We start from the raw sequence: 18,567 nt of genomic DNA, 5'->3' as shown, positions 1-18,567 counted from the left end.
AGCCGGCCACCAAGCGTCACGCTACGATCAACCCTTCGAGCCTACCCGGGCTCGGTGACAGACAACGAGAGCTGCACCAGACCCGGGGCGCATCAGTGCTCCTCGCGGCCACGATCACTGACATCCCAGACAAACAGGAGCGCATGGCCGCGACTTTCCGCGCCAACCTGGGCTCCCTGTGGGAATTCCGCATACGCTCGCTCGGCGTGATCGCGGACGTCGAGATCGCCACCGCGACCTTCAAAGACCTTGACCTGACCGGTGTGAACATTGGTAAGGCCGCGTTCGTAGACTGCGATTTCGGGGGCTTGCGGTTGCCGTCGTTAGGTCAGGGCGAGCTGAGATTTTCTGACTGCACGATCGAGACCTTGTGGGTAAACAGCGAGGATTCCCCTCTGCGGGGTGTCTCCGTGCTCGAACAGACGACAGTGTCGCAGCTGGTGCGCCCGAGTTCCTACTTGGAGAAGCCGCACGAGGTGCAGCAGGCACTGTACGAACTTGGCGCCCCCGTGCCGGGCGTTGAGACGCCGGACACCGGGAGCGTGTTCGAGGAGGCTGTCGAGTACTTCCTTGACAACATCGCCTGCCGGGTCGATTCCGTCGTGGTCTACGAGCAGAATTTGACACCCGCCGAGGACAAGCCGAGATGGCAGCACATGTACGGACCCGCCGCGTGGATTGACTTCATTCGCATTCTGAGGGAGACAGGGTGCGCTAAGCTCGTGCCGTTCTCAGCGGGCGGCAGGGCTGTCCTGCGGGTGCGAATCCACGGATTGGACAAGCTGCGCAAGCGTGTCATTGCAGACGAGGCGGTCGCCAACTTCTGGAGCCGTGTCAGGAACTAGGGCCTGGACACCGGAGCCTTCGTGAACACCCTAGCGGTGACGGGGCGGTTTGCAATCTGACCGATGGCAGTGGACAGCCCTGGAGCCGTTGCGGCCCGCGCCGTCGCGGCCGGGGTCGGCCGTCGTCGTGAAGCAAAGCGGCAGCTGATCGAAGGGATCCGATGGCGGATGCGCGCCGGTGCTTCCTGTAACGTAAGCCCTCGGCGGGCGAGGTGGCTGGTCGGGTTGGAGTGGTACCCGTCGGTCACCTGCTTCTTGCTCGGGCAGTGGGTGGGAAGGTTGCGGTATTTGATTGTCGGCCTGGCTCGCGTCCGGGGTGCCGCTGGTACAGCCTTATCGAGGGATCTGGTGGTGTGGAGTTCATCATGGCGTGGGTCGGGCAGACGAGCCAAAGTTCGTGCCGGGTCCGGTACCGCCGTGCGGGCGTGCCGATTGGTTCGGTGCCGGGGTTCGAGTCGCGCGAGTGCGGAGGCGTACGCCGGTGAAATGAAGACAGATCCACGTCGCCGGGGGTGGATCGACCCGGCGGGTCTCCGGCTCGTGTTGTGGTCGTGGGAATGTTTCGAATGGTTGGCTTCGAAAACACACGAATGCTGGGAGTACTGATCAATACGAGCGTATGAGTATCCTGGACCCTGCGAACTTTCCGCGAACTGCCGACGGCGATGACGGGTGTGCACATTTCGGGAACGAGAAAACCGCATTTAAATGGGCTAAGGTGTCGGTTGATGCTCACGGAACTGGCTTCAGGGTCGAGACTGGCGAGCACATGGAGTACGTGATTCATGCAGAGATATTTGATGAGTTCAACGAGTTCACTAGATCTCCCTGGAGCGGCCCGTGATGGAACCTTCTGATCGACTGGAGAGGTGGCAGCTCGTTCTCGCCATTGTCGTAGCCAAGGTGCCGTATGGGCTCAGGGCAAGGGCTCCATCAGGGGAGATTGGTGTTGTGGATCGCGTGTTGGTCCATGACCTCCCCTTGAAGGAAGCCGAGTGGCCCAGTGTGGGTGCTGAGATCCTGGTGGTAAGTGGCGGACATACCAGCGGTGGACAACTTCGTCTGAGTGCTCGCGAGTCGGATATCGACATCGCGAAGACAAAGGTGAAGCGTTCCCAGGCGAAGCAGGACTGAGTATCGCAGTTGCTCTCTGCCACTGGACCTGCCGGCATTGCGTCAGGCGGGGCTCAGTGGCTGTGGCGGCAGTAGTTGATGGCAACGCCAGCGGATTGGCGCTGCACGGAGCTGCCGGTCGTCGCCGTCGTCCGGCTCGGAGGCGGCTTAGGGGTTGCGCAGCGGGTGACCGAGGAGATCGATGGCGTCACACTGGAGCAGGAGTCGGACGTGGGCATACTCCGTCGGCGGTGACGCGATGTGGGCGTGACCCCAAGATCCTTGATGACGACGAGTTCGAAGCCGTGTTCCAGGAGGAGTGTCGCGGTCGGGTGTCTCAGATCGTGGAATCGGATCGTCCGTAGACGGGAGCGGCAGAGCAGCGCGTTAAAGTGCCGGGTGAGGGTGACGGGTTGGATGGGGCGGCCGTCTGAGCTGGTGAAGACTGGGCCTTTATCCACCCACGCCGCGTCGGTCTGCTGCTTCTCGCGGGGCCGCCAGTCACGGCGCGGCCTGGAGGGCGAGACGGTGTCCGAGCTGATCGTCTTGGGGGGTGGGGTGGTGTAGCAGTGGGTGCGCGTGTGTTGGAGAGTGCGGCAGATGCTGGCAGTGCCGGCGCTGACGTCGATCGGCGTGGCCAATGAGGACGGCGAGAAGCCTGAGGAGCTGGCGGGGTGGGGTAGGTCCCTTGGCTTCGCCAGCTACGCCGAACTGGTGCCGCGGCCGTTTGTCTGGGCGGACGTGCATGTGCACAAGGAGACCTGGTCTCGCCCGATCAGCCTAAGGAAAGCGTTGTGGTTAGCGAGCAAGATCGTCTCGGACACAGTATTACCCCACGGATCGCGAAACGCGATCTTGGGGTTTCTGTCTGGTGCGGGGCTCAGGTCGAGTTGATCGTTTCGAGTCGCCATCCGGTGCTGTCTAAGATGATCAGCCTTCCTGAGTCCCGTAGCTCTGCTGCGACGCGACTGCTCCGTGTTCGGTCAGGCTCGGGCGTGGTTTGACTTTCGGTGCTTCGGTGACCGACGCGGATGTTGATCTGTTCGATGAGATGGTCTTCGCGAACGTACAAGGTCTTCGGCCGGGGTTGGGTTGCGCCTTGAGCGCTAGTGTGGCCATGACGGCAACGGTAGGTCGGGCGCCCATGGTTCCAGTGAGAGTCCAGACGTCGGTGGCAAACGCCGCAGTGGATCATGCCGGCGAGTGCGAACTGGCGAGGCCGGTTGTCTCTGGTCGGTCGTGGTGCCCGGATCTGCTGCGCGGCGACGAAATCCTGCTCTGTGACGAGCGCCGGGTGCGCAGCCGCGGTCGACAGCGCCGGCGTTGATCTCGGATTGCCTGTTCCATTGGCGCGGCGGTTCCAGGTTTGGCGTCCGGTGTAGCGAGGGTTGGCGAGGATGACGGCGACGGTGCGTAGTGTCCAGGCGCTGCGGGTTCGGTGGCGGTTGCGTTCGGGGTCGGCGCTGGATGGGCAGGGGATCCCGCGTTCATTGAGATGCCGGGCGATGCTGGCGACACTGTGCCCGGCGAGGCGCTGCCGGAACATCCAGCTCACGTGTGGTGCTGTTCGAGGATCGGGTGCGAGGCGTTGGAGGCGCCGGCCCCAGCGTGCGTCGGCGGGGTTGGGGTGCGGTCCGGCGTCGACGAGTTGGTAGCCGTAGGGGGGTCGTCCGCCGAGGTAGCGGCCTTGTTGGGTGGCTTGGTTGTGCATGGCTGCCAGTACGCGGTGGCGGGCGCGGAGGACTTCGCGTTGTGATTGGGTGGCTAGCAGCGCCATGAGCGCGCGGTGGTCACGGTTGCCGAGGTCGACTGGTCCGTCTGTTTCGGGTAGCCAGAGCTGGATGCCGTGCCGGGTGCACCAGGCGTAGATCGTGGCGAACTGGCCTTCGGTGAAGGCGCGTTCATACTCGCCAACCACGATCGCGTCGATCGCCGGCTCGGTGCTGGCGATCGTGGTCATGAGCTGGGCGGCTTGGGGTCGTTGTGGCCAGGGGGTGCGGCGTGAGGTGCCGGCGTCGAAGTAGTCCGCGATGATTCGGCCGTGGCCGGTGATGAGGTGGTCGGCCATGTCGTGTTGCCAGCCGTGGGAGGACACGCGGTCTTGATGGCGCAGGGTTGAGGTGCGGCCGTAGAAGGCGAATCGCAACCCGCTGTTGGGGTGGGGTGGGGGAGAGGGCTGGGTGGGTCTGCCGGTGGTCATCCATTGCGCGAGCACGTCCACCGTCGCTGCTGAGGATGGCGCTGACCCGGGCAGTGGTCGAGGAGGGGGCACGATGAACCGATGCACCAGTTCCGGGGCCATGACGGTGAGCCTGGCTACGTTCGCCCGAACAGCGCAGCCGAGGCATTGGCGGGTTGGGTGTATGAGGGTCTGCCCAGACGTCGTAGTTATGGCCGTGTGTGGCTCTTTGAACTCGACGCCTTGCGCCTCGTCTGGTCGCAGGGATTCGACCGGGCTTGTGACCAGGGACGGCAGCGCGTTGCTGGTCACCGGTGCAGGCGGTGGCGTCGGCTCGACGTTGGCGCGGTCCGGCGTCGTTGGTCGATTGCCGCCGTTCCGGGGCTGGCCGGGGGTGGTGATCGCTCGGAAGCCTGGCTTTGGGCTTGCAGGTGCCGGGGCCGGTTGCCCCGATCGGCCGGACAGTTCCGGTGAGCGGAGGGGCCATCGCCGCTGCGTCACTTGGCATGCGTGGAGCTGTCGCCCTGTCGCAGCGGAGTGCGGCCGGCGGTGGCTCTGGTCCCAACCAGATTGAATTTTGGCGTCCTTTGTCTTATTTGCTCTTTTATTGCTTTCGGTGTGTGTTGTGGTGCACAGCCAAGATCCGTTGAATACGCCGCTTGGTCTATTTCCGTAAGTAATGCTGTTTGGCAGAGTGATCTTGGGTTCGTCGGGGGCCCAGCAGGTTGGCTGGTGCTCTTGGCGAGGGGAATGTTGTGCGTTCTGTTGGTGTGCGCTGGCGCGCTGTTGTCGTGACGGCTGCGGTGGTGTTGAGCTCTGTGGCTGTGGTGCAGCCGGTTCTGGCCGCGACGGCTGCGAATGTGCCGGATTCGGCGCCGGATGAGGCCACCGCGACGGCGTATGCCCGGGCGGGCGACAAGCAGGTTGAGGTCTCCTCCGAGACCACGGAGACGTCGAAGACGGTTGCGAACCCTGATGGCTCGTGGACGTTGACCGAGTACACGAACCCCGTGCGGGTCAAGCAGGGCGCAAGCTGGACCCCGATCGATACGACGCTCGAGCGAAGACCCGACGGTTCGATCGGTCCGAAGGCCGTCGCGGTGGACGTCAGCCTCAACCCGGGCGGCGCTGGTTCCGCGGCGAAGCCCATTGTCCAGGCGGGAGAAGACGGCACTGAGGTCGGTCTGAAGTGGACCAGCGACCTGCCGGCGCCCACCCTCGCCGGGGACACCGCTACATACTCGGAGGTTCTTCCGGGCGTCGACCTGACGGTCAAGGCGGCGATCGAGGGCTACACCGAGAATCTCGTCATCAAGACCCCCGAAGCGGCGCAGAACCCCCAGCTGCGGGACGTGCCGTTCGGGCTGTACACCCAGAACGCGACCGTGTCGGTGGCCGAAGGCGATGGGCGCGGTACGCCGGCCCAGACCGCGCCCACGGACGGTCTGGAAGTCAAGAACTCCAGCGGCGACGTCATCTTCGCCGGTGACGCATCGAGGATGTGGGACTCCTCCGGTGAGGGTTCGACCGCCGAGCAGCAGCTGGGCGAAGGCGGCGGCCGGCGCGAGGCGGTGATGGACTTCGCGCTAACTCCGGACAAGGTGACGATCAGCCCGGACGAAGCGTTCCTCGCCGACCCGAACACGAAGTACCCAGTGTCCCTTGACCCGGACAACTGGTGCACGTCCTGCGGCATCCAATCGCACGTCGTGGTGCAGTCCGGGTTCCCGAACGCGCACAACTGGAACGCGTCGACGGGTGATCTTTCGAACCTGAAGGCCGGGTACGAGGATTACGACAGCGCGGGGACGTCGCGGTCTTACATCCAGATGAACACCTCGCGCCTGGGTGGCACGGTGATCAAGTCCGCGACGTTGAACACGACGATCCAGCACAGCTACAGCTGCACCCCTGCGCCGACTGGCCTGTGGATCTCGAACCCGGGCAACAGCAACACGACGTGGAACCAGCAGCCGAGCTGGCCGTACTGGGTGTCGGACATGAACGTCGCGAACTGCCACGACGCACCGAACGTCGCCGGGCAGTTCGACGCGCTGAAGGCTGCGCAGGACGCGGCGGCGAACCACTGGCAGAGCGCCTGGTTCGTCCTCGCGGCCCGCGACGAGGGCACCACCGACGCGTGGCGCCGGTTCGATCTGAACCCGTATTTCCAGGTGGACTACGACTCCTACCCGAACACGCCGGCGAACCTGTCGATGCAGAACGGCACGGGGAAGTGCGTCCAGGGCGCGAATCGGCCGTGGGTGGCCACGAAGACGCCCCAGCTGGCCGGGTCGGTGTCCGATCCGGACGGCGGCACGCTGCAGGCCGGGTTCAAGGTGGGCGCCGGTACCGCGGGCAGCAGCACCAACGTCCACGACAACAGCGGCACTCCCGTGACCGTCGGTACACCGGGCCCGAACCAGGCGGCGACCGCGCAGCTCGCGGCTGTCCCCAGCGGGTGGATCGCGGGCGATGGCATCTACAACTGGTCAATGGAAGTCAGCGACGGCCAGCTGTCGTCCCCGTGGGTGGGCAACTGCGAGTTCACCGTCGACTCGGCGGTGCCGCTGGCGCCGTCGGTGAGCATGACCGGCACGGCGCCGGAGCATCAGAACGACAGCGTGCATTTCAGCGTTTCGGCGAGCATGGCCACTGCTGGGTTCTACGATATCGCCCGGTTCATCTACACCACTGATGGTTCGGAGCCGCAGCCGCAGGGTTCGCCCAGCGTCACTGCGACCCAGGGTACGGATGCGAACGGCAATCTGGTCGCCACGGCTGACCTGTCCGCGTTGGCGATCAACGGCAACCAGAACTTCATCAAGGTCAAGGCGGTGAACAAGGCCGGCACCCCGGGCCCTGACGCGACCTGCGTGACCAGCGGCAACCTCGACGCGGCGACCTGTTCCTTCCACGTGCAGCCCTACACCCCGTCCGTGGGCCTGGTGGGGGCGTGGCCGTTGGATGAGATGGGTGGCCGGATCCTGGCCGACACCGCGAATACCACGCCCAACAACGACGGCCTGGCCGTGCACACCGCGAGCCTGATCGCCGGTGGTGACTGGGTCGCCGGTTACGACCACGGCAACGCCTGGACCCACCCTGACACCGCCGGCTACAGCGAAGGCACCAAGGGCGCGTTGACCCTGGACGGCTCCAGCGGCTATGTCACCACCAGCGGTCCGGTGCTGGACACGACGACGTCGTTCAGCGTGGGCGCGTGGGTGAAGCTGGCCAACACCAACGGGTTCCAGACCGTGATCTCGCAGGACGGCAACCAGGGCAGCGGGTTTTATCTGCAGTACTCCAAGGACGACAACGCGTGGGCGTTCAGCATGTTGTCTGCCGACCAGGCCAACGCCGGTGTGGTGCGGGCGAAGTCGACGAAGCCCCCGGTGCTCGGGGTCTGGACCCATGTGGCAGGCACGTACGACGCGTCGACGGGGACGATGACTCTGTACGTCGATGGCGCCAAGCAGTCCACCAATGTCATCACGAGTTGGGGCGCAGCCGGGAACCTGGTGATCGGGGCGGGCAAGTACAACGGGGCCCGGGCTGACTTCCTGGCCGGTCAGGTGGACGACGTGCAGGTGTGGCAGCGGGTGCTGTCCGCGCAGGACGCGCACGATCTTGCCAACGCCGCGGTACCGCTGGCGAAGTACGGCCTGGCGGAAGGCTGCACCGACGTCCTCAACACGACAATCCCGTCGCTGCAAGGCAACTGGGCCTTCGACGACGGCACGGGCAGCACCGCCAATGACACGAGCGCGTTCGGCAACATCATGACTCTCAACGGCGGTTACGACTGGACGACCGGTAACAACGCGGGCGCCGTCCACTTCGACGGTTCCACCGGCTACGCCACCGCCGCTGCGGCGGTGGACACGACGCAGTCCTTCACCGTGTCCGCGTGGGCCAAACTGGACGACGCGAACGGCTACTACACACTGTTCACCCAGGGCGGACAGCACACAGCGGCGTTCCAGCTGCGCTATTCGCCCGATGTCAACCGGTGGGTGTTCGGGATGACCACGGCTGACGACGACACCGTGGACAACTACCACTGGGCGTTGGGGACCGAGCCACCGCAGGTCGGGGCCTGGACCATGCTGACCGGGGTGTTCGACCAGTCGTCGATGCGGGTCCGGTTGTACGTCAACGGGAAGCTCGAAGGCCAGAACACCGTGCCTACCGTGTGGAGCGCCGAGGGCGCGTTCACGGTTGGATCGAACATCGGTGTCGGGAACTTCTTCAAGGGTTCGGTCGATCAGGTTCAGGCGTGGGGCCAGGTGCTGACCGATGATCAGGTCGCGGGCCTGTATGGCGACCGCTTTTTCGACACGGTCAGCACAACGACCGGGGCGGGTTCCGGCGGTGTCAGTCTTTCCTCGGACGACAACGCGTGTGCCGCGCGGTTTGACGGGTCCGGGACTGGGCAGATCGATGCGGGCCGGCCGGCGAACTTGCGCACGGAAAAGTCCTACACCGTCGAAGCGTGGGTGTATCACTCCTGGACTGCCGATGACGTGGCCGCGCACGGCGCGATCGACCCGAACGGGCGAGCGGTAGTGGGGATGGATGATCCGCAGTTCTCCGCCGAGTTGCTCGGGTATCACCCTTTACCTGATGCGAATGGTGTCGCGCATCCGAAGTGGACGATGCTCATCAGCTCGTCGCCTACCGACCCTGGAGCGTGGTGGGCGGTCAGTGACGCCGATGCTGTCGACAACACGTGGGTTCATCTGTCGGCCACCTACGACGCGTCCACCGGCACGATGGCGTTCTACGTCAACGGTAAAAAGCAGAATTCTTACCTGGGGACGGCCAGTGGCCAGGGCGTCACCAGCCGGGCCAGTACCGGTGACCTGTTCATCGGACGTGGTGTGTGGAACGGCCAACGTTCCGACCAGTGGTATGGCGGTGTTGCTGGCGTGCGCGTGTATCAGGGTCTTCGCACAGCCAAGGATCTGAGCGTTGACGCCCAAACGGACGATCCTGGCGTGACGTTCGGTCGCCGGAACATCTAGTCGATCAGTGGCCTTCTTCCTCTTTGTGTTCCACCTGTGCAGACAAGGGTGATGACCATCATGACCGTCTCGAGACGGGGTTTTCGGATCAAGCGGTGGGTGCGCACGACGGCTGTCGCGGTCGCCGCGATCATGCTGGCGTCGAGCCAGGACGCGGTCGCGGCGCCGACCGGTTGGCACGGGTTGGGATGGGATTTGCCCGCGCTGCAAGCCGAGCGCTCGGTGGCGGGCAAGGATGTGAAGGCGTTGTCCGGCACTGCGCCGGTGGCTCCCGCGTCGGCGCCTGTTCCGGCGGTGCATTGGCCCGCCGCGGGCAAGGCCCAGGTGGATCTGCCGGCCACCGCGCAGGGTGGCGCGTCGCCGAAGAGGGTGGCGGCCGGGAAGCAGGTGTCGGTGACCCGCGGGCACGGTCGCGACAGCCGGACCGGCGCCTACAGTGCGACGGCGGCTGAAGCGCCGCAGAAGCACGAAGCGGCCAAGGTCGAGGTCACCACGGTGGATCACGCGGTGGCCGACAAGGCCGGTATCCGGGGCACTTTGGTGCAGGTCGCCCCGGTGTCGGGCGATACGTCCGGGCCGGTCGAGGTCATCGTGGACTACCGGTCGTTCGCCGGCGCCTATGGTGCCGACTTCGGTAGCCGGCTGCGGTTCGAACAGTATCCGGCCTGTGTGGTGAGCACGCCCGAGAAGCCGGAGTGCCGCACGGGAACACCCGTCGACTCGGCCAACGACGCCAAGACCGGACAGCTTGCCGGTGAAGTCACCCTCGCGCCGATGTCGTCCCGTACGGCGACGGTGCTCGCGGCCACGCCGGACACCTCCAGCGGCGGCGGCGACTTCAAGGCGACGAAGCTGTCGCCGGCCGGGTCGTGGACCGCCGGTGGTTCCTCGGGTGAATTTGACTACTCGTACCCGCTGTCGGCTCCGGCGGGGCTGGGTGGGCCGGCGCCGTCGGTGACGCTGCAGTATTCCTCCGGCGCCGTCGACGGGCTGACGTCGGCGACGAACAACCAGGCTTCGGAAATCGGTGACGGCTGGTCCCTCGGCGGCGGCGGGTACATCGAGCGGTCGTACAAGTCGTGCGGCGACGATCTGGGTGGCAACAACGGCCAGACGAAAACCGGTGACCTGTGCTGGGCGACCGACAACGCGACGCTGTCGCTGGCGGGCCGGACCAGTGAACTGGTGAAGGACACCGCCACCGGCACCTGGCACCTGCGGGCCGACGACGGTTCCCGCGTGGAGAAGGTGACCGGGGCGAGCAACGGTGCCCAGGGCGGCGAGCACTGGAAGCTGACCACTGTGGACGGCACGCAGTACTTCTTCGGGCTCAACCACCTGCCGGGCTGGCAGGCCGGCAACCCCGAAACCCAGTCCACGTGGACGGAGCCGGTCTTCGGCAACAATGCCGGTGAACCGTGCAACGCGGCCACGTTCGCCGCGTCGTGGTGTCAGCAGGCGTGGCGCTGGAACCTCGACTACGTGGTCGACCCGCACGGCAACGCCACGACGTTCTACTACCAGCCTGAGACCAACTACTACGGGCTGAACCTGAACACCACCAGCGCCGGCACGTCGTACATGCGCGGCGGTTACCTGCTGCGCATCGAGTACGGCTTCAACACGCGGGTCGCGAGCGTGTACACGCACGCACCCGACCAGATCGTGTTCGACACGGCCGAACGGTGCGTGCCCAGCGGCGCCATCACCTGTGACCCGGCCCAGCTCACCACCGCCAACGCGGCGTCCTGGCCGGACGTTCCCGCCGACCAGCTGTGCACGCAAGGCGCGGCGTGTCCCAACGTGTCGCCGGCGTTCTTCTCCCGCCGCCGGGTCACCGGGGTCAGCACGCAGGTCACCGACGGTGGCACCGGTTGGAAGACCGTGAGCCAGTGGGCGCTGGCCCAATCGTTCCCCGCCAGTGGCGACGGGTCCAGCCCCTCGATGTGGCTGGACTCGATCACCCAGACCGGTAAGGCCGGCGGCTCGATCAGCCTGCCGCCGGTGACCTTCCACCCGAAGGCCCTGGCGAACCGCGTCAACCCGAGCACCGACTACACCGCGCTGACCCGCAACCGGATCGACTCCGTCACCAACGAGGAGGGCGGCGTCACCACGGTCAAGTACGCCGACCCGCAGTGCACCCCCGGCATGACCATGCCGGCCCCGCAAGCGAACACGCTGGCCTGTTACCCGGTCTACTGGACACCGGGCGGTGCGACCGACCCGGTGCTGGACTGGTTCAACAAGTACCTGGTCACCGACATCACCGAAGACGGCCGCATCGCCGGCAGCAGCGGCGCCGGGTCGGCGCTGTCACAACAAACCGTGACGCACTACGACTACCTCGGCGGCGGTGCCTGGCACTACGACGAGAACTACCTGTCCGACCCGAAGAACCGCACCTGGTCGATGTGGCGTGGCTACGGCACGGTCAAGACCACCGTCGGCCAGGCCACCAGCGACCCGTCCGGACCGCCGACGGTCACCCAGACGCTGTACCTGCGCGGCATGGACGGGGACACCCTGCCCGGCGGCGGCAAGCGAAGCGCGTCGGTCACCGACAGCATCGGCGAAACCATCCCCGACAGCACGGCGTTGCCCAGCTTCACGCGGGAATCCCTGACCTACCTCGACGGCAAGGTCATCACCGACACGATCAACGACCCGTGGATCTCCGCGGCGAACGCGACCAACACCAACGGCACACAGGCCTTCTACACCGGCACCGGGACCACCCGGACCCGCACGTGGATCGCCGCCACCAACAGCTGGCGCACCACCCGCACCATAAACACCTTCGGTAACTACGGGCTCGTCACCCAGGTCGAAGACGACGGCGACATCGCCGATCCGAACCAGGCCACCTGCGCCCGCACCACCTACAACCCGAACACCACGGCGTACCTGATCAACTACGTCAGCCAGGTCCAGACGACGTCCGGCACCTGCGCCACGCCCGCGAGCAGCGCCACCATCGTCTCCGACACCCGGTCCTACTTCGACCACCAGCCCTTCGGCGCCGCGCCCACGGTCGGCGACGTCACCCAGACCGACACGATCGACTCCTGGCCCGCCGGCGGCGCGGAGCACTTCCTGTCCCCATCCACCCTCACCACCTTCGACAACTACGGCCGCGCGGTGTCGGCGACCGATGCGCTGGGCCTGACCACCACCACCGCGTTCACCCCGGCCACCGGTGGCCCCCTCACTCAGGTCGCGACCACCACACCCCAGGTCAGCGGCACCGACACCACCACGTTCACCTCGACCCGATTCCTCGACCCGATCACCGGCGCCACCACCGGCGAGGTCGACAACAGCGGGCTGCGCACCGACGCGACCTACGACGCCCTGGGCCGGCTGACCGCCGTATGGCCACCGGGACACAGCAAGAGCACCAACGCCCCGGCCAAAACCACCTACACCTACACGGTCAGCAACACCCAGCCCAGCGTCGTCGCCACGAACACGCTGCTGTCCAGCAGTAAGTACGCCACCAGCTACGCATTGGTCGACGGGCTCGGCCGTACAGTGCAAACACAGGCCCCGACCTCGTATGCGCAAGGGGGCCGTGTCGTCACGGACTCGTTCTACGACTCGCAGGGCCGGGCGTGGAAAACCCACGACGCCTACTGGAACGGCGACTCCGGGCCGTCGACGACGTTGTTGGCGGTCGCGGACAACACGGTTCCGAGCACGACGGTGTCCACCTTCGACAGCGCCGGGCGCGCAACGGCGTCGGCCTATCAGCTGTATGGCGTGGAACAGTGGCGCAGCACCACCGTCTACGACGGTGACCGCACCACCACGATCCCGCCCCAGGGCGGGACCGCCAGCAGTGTCGTCACCAATGGTTTGGGACAGAAAGTCCAGCTGGCGCAGTACAAAGACCCGGCCCACACCAACCCCGGCGACCCTGCCGAGGTCACCAGCTACACCTACACCCACGACGGTCAGCTCGCCTCGACCACCGACGCCACCGGCCACAACACCTGGACCACCGGCTACGACCTGCTCGGCCGGAAAGCCTCGGCCACGGACCCCGACACCGGTGCCAGCTCTTTCACCTATGACAACGACGGGCGAATGCTGTCCAGCACCGACGCCAGCGGCCGCACCCTCGCCTACACCTACGACAACCTCGGCCGCATAACCGCCGAATACCAAGATTCCACCAGCGGAACCAAGCTGGCGTCGTGGACCTACGACACGGTGCTGAAGGACAAGCCCACCAGCTCCAGCCGCTTCGCCGGCGGTAAGACCTACACCAACACCGTCGTCAGCTATGACACCGCGGGCCGGCTCACCAACTCCCGGTACACCATTCCGATCACCGAAACCGGGTTCGGCGGCAACTACTCCTTCTCGTGGCGCTACGACCCGCTCAGCGACGCTTTGCTCTCCTTCGGCAGCCCCGCCGCGGGCGGTGTGCCTGACGAGAGCATGCTCACCGGCTACGACTCCCTGGACAGCCCGATTACTTACCAGGACGCGTCGAGCATCGGCACTCTCTTGGTCTCCGAGACCGATTACAACCCCTACGGGCAGGTTCTGCGCACCAACTACCAGGATCCGACCCTGCCCAACCAGATCTCGGTCACCCACACCTACGCCGATGGCACCAACCGCCTGGCCACGACTCTGGCCGAGCGGGCCACTACGTCGAACTTCATGATCGCCAACCGCTTCTACAACTACGACGCGGCCGGCAACACCACCTCCATCGCCGACACCCCTCAGGGCGCCGCGTCCGATACCCAATGTTTCAGTTACGACTACCTCCAGCGCGTGACCCAGGCCTTCACCCCGGCCTCGGGTGACTGCGCCAGCACCCCGAGCGTCACGGGCTTGGGCGGTGCCGCACCGTACTGGACGTCGTGGACCTACGACTCGACCGGTAACCGCCTCACCCAAACCCAGCACGGCGCGACCGGCGACACCACCGCGACGTCGACCTACCCGGCCGCCGGGCAGCCCCAACCGCACGCCATCCAGGCCCTGGACACCACCGGCCCGAACGGCAGCACCCACTCCGACTACACCTACGACCCGGCCGGCCGCACCCTCACCCAGGGAACCGGCGACACGCGGCAGACCTTCACCTACGACGGTGAAGGCCACATCGCCACCGCCACCGATTCCAGCGGCAAGGTCTCCAGCTACACCTACGACGCCGACGGCAACCTCCTGCTGACCAAGGACCCGACCGGCACCACGCTGACCCTCAACGATCTGGAGCTGTTCCGCGCGACCGGGACCTCGAGCACGGTCGGGACCCGGTTCTACACGTTCAACGGCGCACCCGTCGCCGAGCGCAACGCCAAGACCGGGCTGTCGTGGTCGATGACCGACACCCAGAACACCACCTACGCCACCGTCAACGCTGACACCCTTGCCGTCACCCAACGCCGGCAGGACCCCTACGGCGTGGCCCGCGGCCCGGCCCCGTCCACCTGGCCGGACAAGCACGGCTACCTGGGCGGATACCAGGCCACGACCGGCCTGACCCATCTCGGCGCGCGTGAGTACGACCCCCTGACCGGGCGCTTCACCACCGTCGACCCGGTGCTGAACACCGATAGCCCGCAGCAGATGAACGGCTATTCCTACGCCAGCGACGACCCGGTGGGCCAGTCCGACCCGACCGGGCTGTGCTCGGGCCCCGACGGCGCCTGCCACCTTCCCGGCGGCAAACTCGGCGGCGGCGACGCCTGCCGCAACGGCGGCTGGAGTTGCGGCGGGAAAAGTGATCTGGACTCGAACATCTGCGGCTGCAGGGCGAGTCAACAGCATCCTGCCAACAATGGAACTCCTCCCTCCGGCGGGCACCAGCAGCCAGGGCAGAAGGCTCGCGGCGCATCAGGCGGTGGGTCGCGCGGCGGGTCGGACGATGACAATGATTCAGGCTTCGGCGGCTTTTTGAGCGGTGTTGGACATTTCTTCGCCAAAGCGGGCGAGGCCCTATACGAGTACTCCGGCGCGAAGGACGTCGTAGACGGCTGCTTCCGTGACCCCGACGTCCTCGGATGCCTCAAGGGCGCTGCCGAGGTCGGGATCTTTTTCGTGCCCGGCGGTGCCGAGGCCAGGGGCGCCGAACTTGCCATCGTCGGCGGTGAACACCTCGCCGAGGCCGGGATCGAGGCCGAAGGCCGAGCCGCCGAGGAAGAGCTTGCGGAATCCTGCGAGATCCCGGCCAACAGCTTCGCCGGAGACACCCCCGTGCTCATGGCCGACGGGTCGAAGAAGCCGATCGAGGACATCAAGGTCGGCGACAAGGTCCGCAACGCCCAACCCGACAACAGCAACACCGAGATCCACACGGTCACCGCCCTGCACATCACCGACACCGACCGCGACTTCACCGACGTCACCATCACCACCCCCGCCGGCCCGAAGAAGATCACCTCCACCGCCCACCACCTGTGGTACGACGTCACCACCCACACCTGGACCGACGCCACCGACCTTAGGCCCGGCGACCTGCTCGACACGCCTGGTGACCGCCACGCGGCCATTCAAACCCTCCACCGCTACAGCAGCAGCTTCCGCACCTACAACCTCACCATCGACACCACTCACACGTACTATGTAATCGCGGGTACCACGCCGGTCCTGGTCCACAATTGCGGACCTGCTAGCACATTCAACGTTCCTGAGCAGCCGGGCGTTTACACCATTCATCTCAATGACGGCACCAAGTACGTGGGAATGTCTACGACGAACATCAACAGCCGTGTCGCAGCCTCTATGCGCGCCAAGCACGCAGTCGGATCACGTGGCTATGGCCCGGCTGATGTTGAGAACGTCACCTTCTTGACTCTATCAAATGGTGTGAAGGCGACTACGGCTCGCCGAATAGAGCAAACGGTAATGGAGGGGTTGAAGAGCAGGGGCGTCACGCTCTTGAATCGAAGAGACCCGGAGATAGATGTACCAATCGGCGGCTATCTTCCGTAATGCCGAGGCTCTGGCGGTAGATTTCTGCTGCCAGAGCCTCGATTGGAGGTTGTCCAGATCAGGTACGGTTCTCCCGTAGCGGATGCGACTTCCAATGCGTGCGGTCAGGTGATGATGCTGGGGACTCGGTCCGACACGCCGAGAACTCGAGAGGTGGCGACGTGTCCCCCTCCTCTCTGTGGAGCGCTGTCCTATGGAGATGCTTCCTCTTGGTATCCTTCCAGGTAAACGCCCGGTGAGCTGGGTTCGAGATTGGAGTGCGCAGTGGGTACCTGGGGTGTAGAACCTTTCGACAGCGACACCGCGCTCGACTTCCTGGACGGACTGGGAGCACTAACAGCCGGCGGGCGGCTGGAGCTTGTGGTGCGAACGCTGGAATCGGTCCTGGTGAATTCACGGTCAGAATCATCGGAAACGCTTCCAGAGGAAGTAATTTCCGCTGCGGCAGTGATTGCGGCAAGCCTGCCCTCCGGGGAAGAGTTCTCATGGAATGAAGAGGTCCCTGGGATCACGGAATGGCTACCGAAGCCGGTATCGCTCCAGGTGCGGACTTTGGCGATTGATGCGCTTGAAGCCGCTCTTCCAGTCGGAGGTTGGTGGTGGCGCAGCTGGGTCGACGATGCGGAGAGAGCGCAAGCGAAGGCGGCGCTTGACGAGGTCAAAAGGGCTTTGCGAGAAGGGTGATGTTTTCGCGGAGTCACTTACGTTCGTGCGTGTGTGAAGTAGCTCGCGACTTGGCTCGCTCGGAGTTCGAAATCTGCTCACCGGCGTGAACTGAAATGGCTCCTCAGTCATTTGGCGGCAACGTCAGGGGACGACGGCTGTGGTGGGTGGGCCGTCCGGGGCGTCGGTCGGCCCGAGGGCGCTGCTTGGGGTGTCGATGGCCTGGCGTTGGAGGCGGAGTCGGACGTGGGCGCAGACGCCGGCGGTGACGCCGATGTGGGCGTGGCCGAGGAGTTCGTTGATGACGACGAGATCGACGTCCGGTTCCAGGAATAAGGCGGCGGTCGAGTGCTGGAGGCCGTGGAAGCGGCGCGACTCGGGCACGTGTGATCCATCCGCGTTCCGGCCCGTACATGGTCACGTTCGAATGGTCAGTGCGTCAGCGTGCGCGAAGCGGGTGCCCCACACTCTTGGCATTGCCAGCGGGGGCGCCGGAGCCCTGCCGCTCATACCATCGCAGCCCTTCGCGTACGGCTACGACCTCGCAAGAGGATGGGCACGAAGCTAGCACGCAACGGGACACGTCATGTCGGGATCTGGCTTCGTACTCATAGAGGATCAGACCACTGGCTGTATTGGGTGGCCGAGCCCGACTCTGAAGGTAACGCAGTCGGGCCGGACTCAGCCGAGATGAGCGGCACCCCGCGACAGTGTGGGGCATCGCGGGGATAGCTCCAAAACACCTTTCAAGGTTCGCCCATCCGGGAGCCGCCGCGGCGGCGTTCACGACCCCGTTTGCGTGGTGCTGGACCGGGCTGCTCCACTTTTCGCGTCACAGTGGAAGTCAGGGCCCATGAAAACTCAAAGTTTGTACTCTCAAAAAAACCGCCCTAAGGGATGTCTCGTAACCCGGTCTCGGTCTCGCTGGGCCGGTCGGTGATCGTGTTGTCGTGGTGCAGGTGATCACAGCGTCGCGGCCGGAGTGGATTGTCCCGTTTACCGGGTTGGAGGCGGGGCAGTTCCGGAAGCTGGTGCGGTTGGTCGCGAAGCGGGGCGGGGACGAGATCGCGGACGGTAGCCCTGGCCGGCGGTGGGCATTGCCGCTGGCAGACCGGGTTCTGCTGGTCGCGACCTACTGGCGGACGAACTTGACGATGCGTCAGATCGGGCCGCTGTTCGGGGTATTGCCTTCCGCAGCGCATCGGGGGAAGCGACACGATCGGCCCGTTGCTGGCACTGGCGCCGGTCCGTAAACGCCGGATCGACGCGGTGGCGATCGTGGACGGCACCCTGGTCCCGACCCGGGATCACCGGCTGGCCACCCCGTCGAAGAACTACCGCTACTCCACGAATGTGCAGGTCGCGATCGATGCCGACACCCGGCTGGTGATCGCCACCGGCGCCCCACAGTCGGGCGGCCGCAACGACTGCACCGTCTACCGCGACTCCGGCATCGCCGAACAACTCGCCGACCGGCCGGTCATGGCTGACGGCGGTTACCAAGGCGCCCCCGACGTGGTCATGCCTTATCGCAAACCCCGTGACGGGGGCGAGTTGCCGGGCTGGAAGCAAGACCTCAACGCCACCCACCGCAAGGTCCGAGCCCGCGTCGAGCACGTTCTGTCCCGGATGAAGAACTTCAAAATCCTCCGCGACTACCGCCGCGCAGCCAGCACCCTCGCCAACACGGTCTCCGGCATCGCGCACCTGCACAACATCCTCCTCGCCGGCTGACCGCACCACCAGCCCCACCAACCACAACACCAGTTACGAGACA

At 65.6% G+C, this 18,567-nt stretch carries 8 protein-coding genes and 1 pseudogene; 6 read left to right on the top strand and 3 right to left on the bottom strand.

All coding sequences use genetic code 11. The features are described from left to right. Window positions 1–845: hypothetical protein (locus ACFY1H_RS42490; RefSeq protein WP_386955849.1), on the top strand; the 845-nt coding region annotated here is incomplete at its 5' end. Window positions 846–2,032: 1,187 nt separating this feature from the next. Here the strand turns inward: ACFY1H_RS42490 and ACFY1H_RS42485 are convergent. Further along, window positions 2,033–2,419, bottom strand: a complete 387-nt coding sequence (locus ACFY1H_RS42485) for a tyrosine-type recombinase/integrase (RefSeq protein WP_386955861.1) — start codon at window positions 2,417–2,419, stop codon at window positions 2,033–2,035. A 139-nt stretch (window positions 2,420–2,558) separates the two neighbouring features. On the opposite strand from ACFY1H_RS42485, the gene ACFY1H_RS42480 reads away from it, so the two are divergent. After that, the gene (locus ACFY1H_RS42480; RefSeq protein WP_386955862.1) at window positions 2,559–2,852 is read left to right on the top strand and encodes a hypothetical protein; all 294 of its coding nucleotides are present in this window, start codon (window positions 2,559–2,561) and stop codon (window positions 2,850–2,852) included. Here the strand turns inward: ACFY1H_RS42480 and ACFY1H_RS42475 are convergent. Then, entirely contained in the window at window positions 2,839–4,179 is a 1,341-nt protein-coding gene (locus ACFY1H_RS42475; RefSeq protein ID WP_386955848.1) for a recombinase family protein, read from the bottom strand. The genes ACFY1H_RS42480 and ACFY1H_RS42475 overlap by 14 nt on opposite strands. A gap of 776 nt (window positions 4,180–4,955) precedes the next feature. On the opposite strand from ACFY1H_RS42475, the gene ACFY1H_RS42470 reads away from it, so the two are divergent. The 3 genes from ACFY1H_RS42470 (at window position 4,956) to ACFY1H_RS42460 (ending at window position 16,811) form a co-directional block, all read left to right on the top strand. Next, entirely contained in the window at window positions 4,956–9,167 is a 4,212-nt protein-coding gene (locus ACFY1H_RS42470; RefSeq protein ID WP_386955847.1) for a LamG-like jellyroll fold domain-containing protein, read from the top strand. Window positions 9,168–9,227: 60 nt separating this feature from the next. Next, complete coding sequence (locus ACFY1H_RS42465) at window positions 9,228–16,127, top strand: RHS repeat-associated core domain-containing protein (RefSeq protein WP_386955846.1); 6,900 nt, start codon at window positions 9,228–9,230, stop codon at window positions 16,125–16,127. A gap of 264 nt (window positions 16,128–16,391) precedes the next feature. After that, window positions 16,392–16,811 (top strand): DUF4259 domain-containing protein, encoded by a 420-nt coding sequence (locus ACFY1H_RS42460; protein WP_386955845.1) that lies wholly within the window; start codon window positions 16,392–16,394, stop codon window positions 16,809–16,811. Window positions 16,812–16,934: 123 nt separating this feature from the next. Here ACFY1H_RS42460 and ACFY1H_RS42455 read toward each other — a convergent pair whose 3' ends face one another. Beyond that, window positions 16,935–17,174, bottom strand: a complete 240-nt coding sequence (locus ACFY1H_RS42455) for a hypothetical protein (RefSeq protein WP_386955844.1) — start codon at window positions 17,172–17,174, stop codon at window positions 16,935–16,937. Between the two features lie 569 nt (window positions 17,175–17,743). Here ACFY1H_RS42455 and ACFY1H_RS42450 point away from each other — a divergent pair. Beyond that, window positions 17,744–18,524: pseudogene (locus ACFY1H_RS42450) on the top strand (transposase family protein). Window positions 18,525–18,567 lie beyond the last annotated feature (43 nt).

The organism is Amycolatopsis sp. NPDC001319 (genome assembly GCF_042896185.1).
Lineage (GTDB): Bacteria > Actinomycetota > Actinomycetes > Mycobacteriales > Pseudonocardiaceae > Amycolatopsis.
Note: the sequence above shows the minus strand (reverse complement) of the source record. Positions and strands in the feature narration are given on the sequence as shown.

What these genes read in the sequence shown, in the direction of transcription:
- ACFY1H_RS42480 (WP_386955862.1), top strand. Translation starts at nt 2,559, where the DNA reads ATGCTGGCAGTGCCGGCGCTGACGTCGATCGGCGTGGCCAATGAGGAC.
- ACFY1H_RS42465 (WP_386955846.1), top strand. Translation starts at nt 9,228, where the DNA reads ATGACCGTCTCGAGACGGGGTTTTCGGATCAAGCGGTGGGTGCGCACG.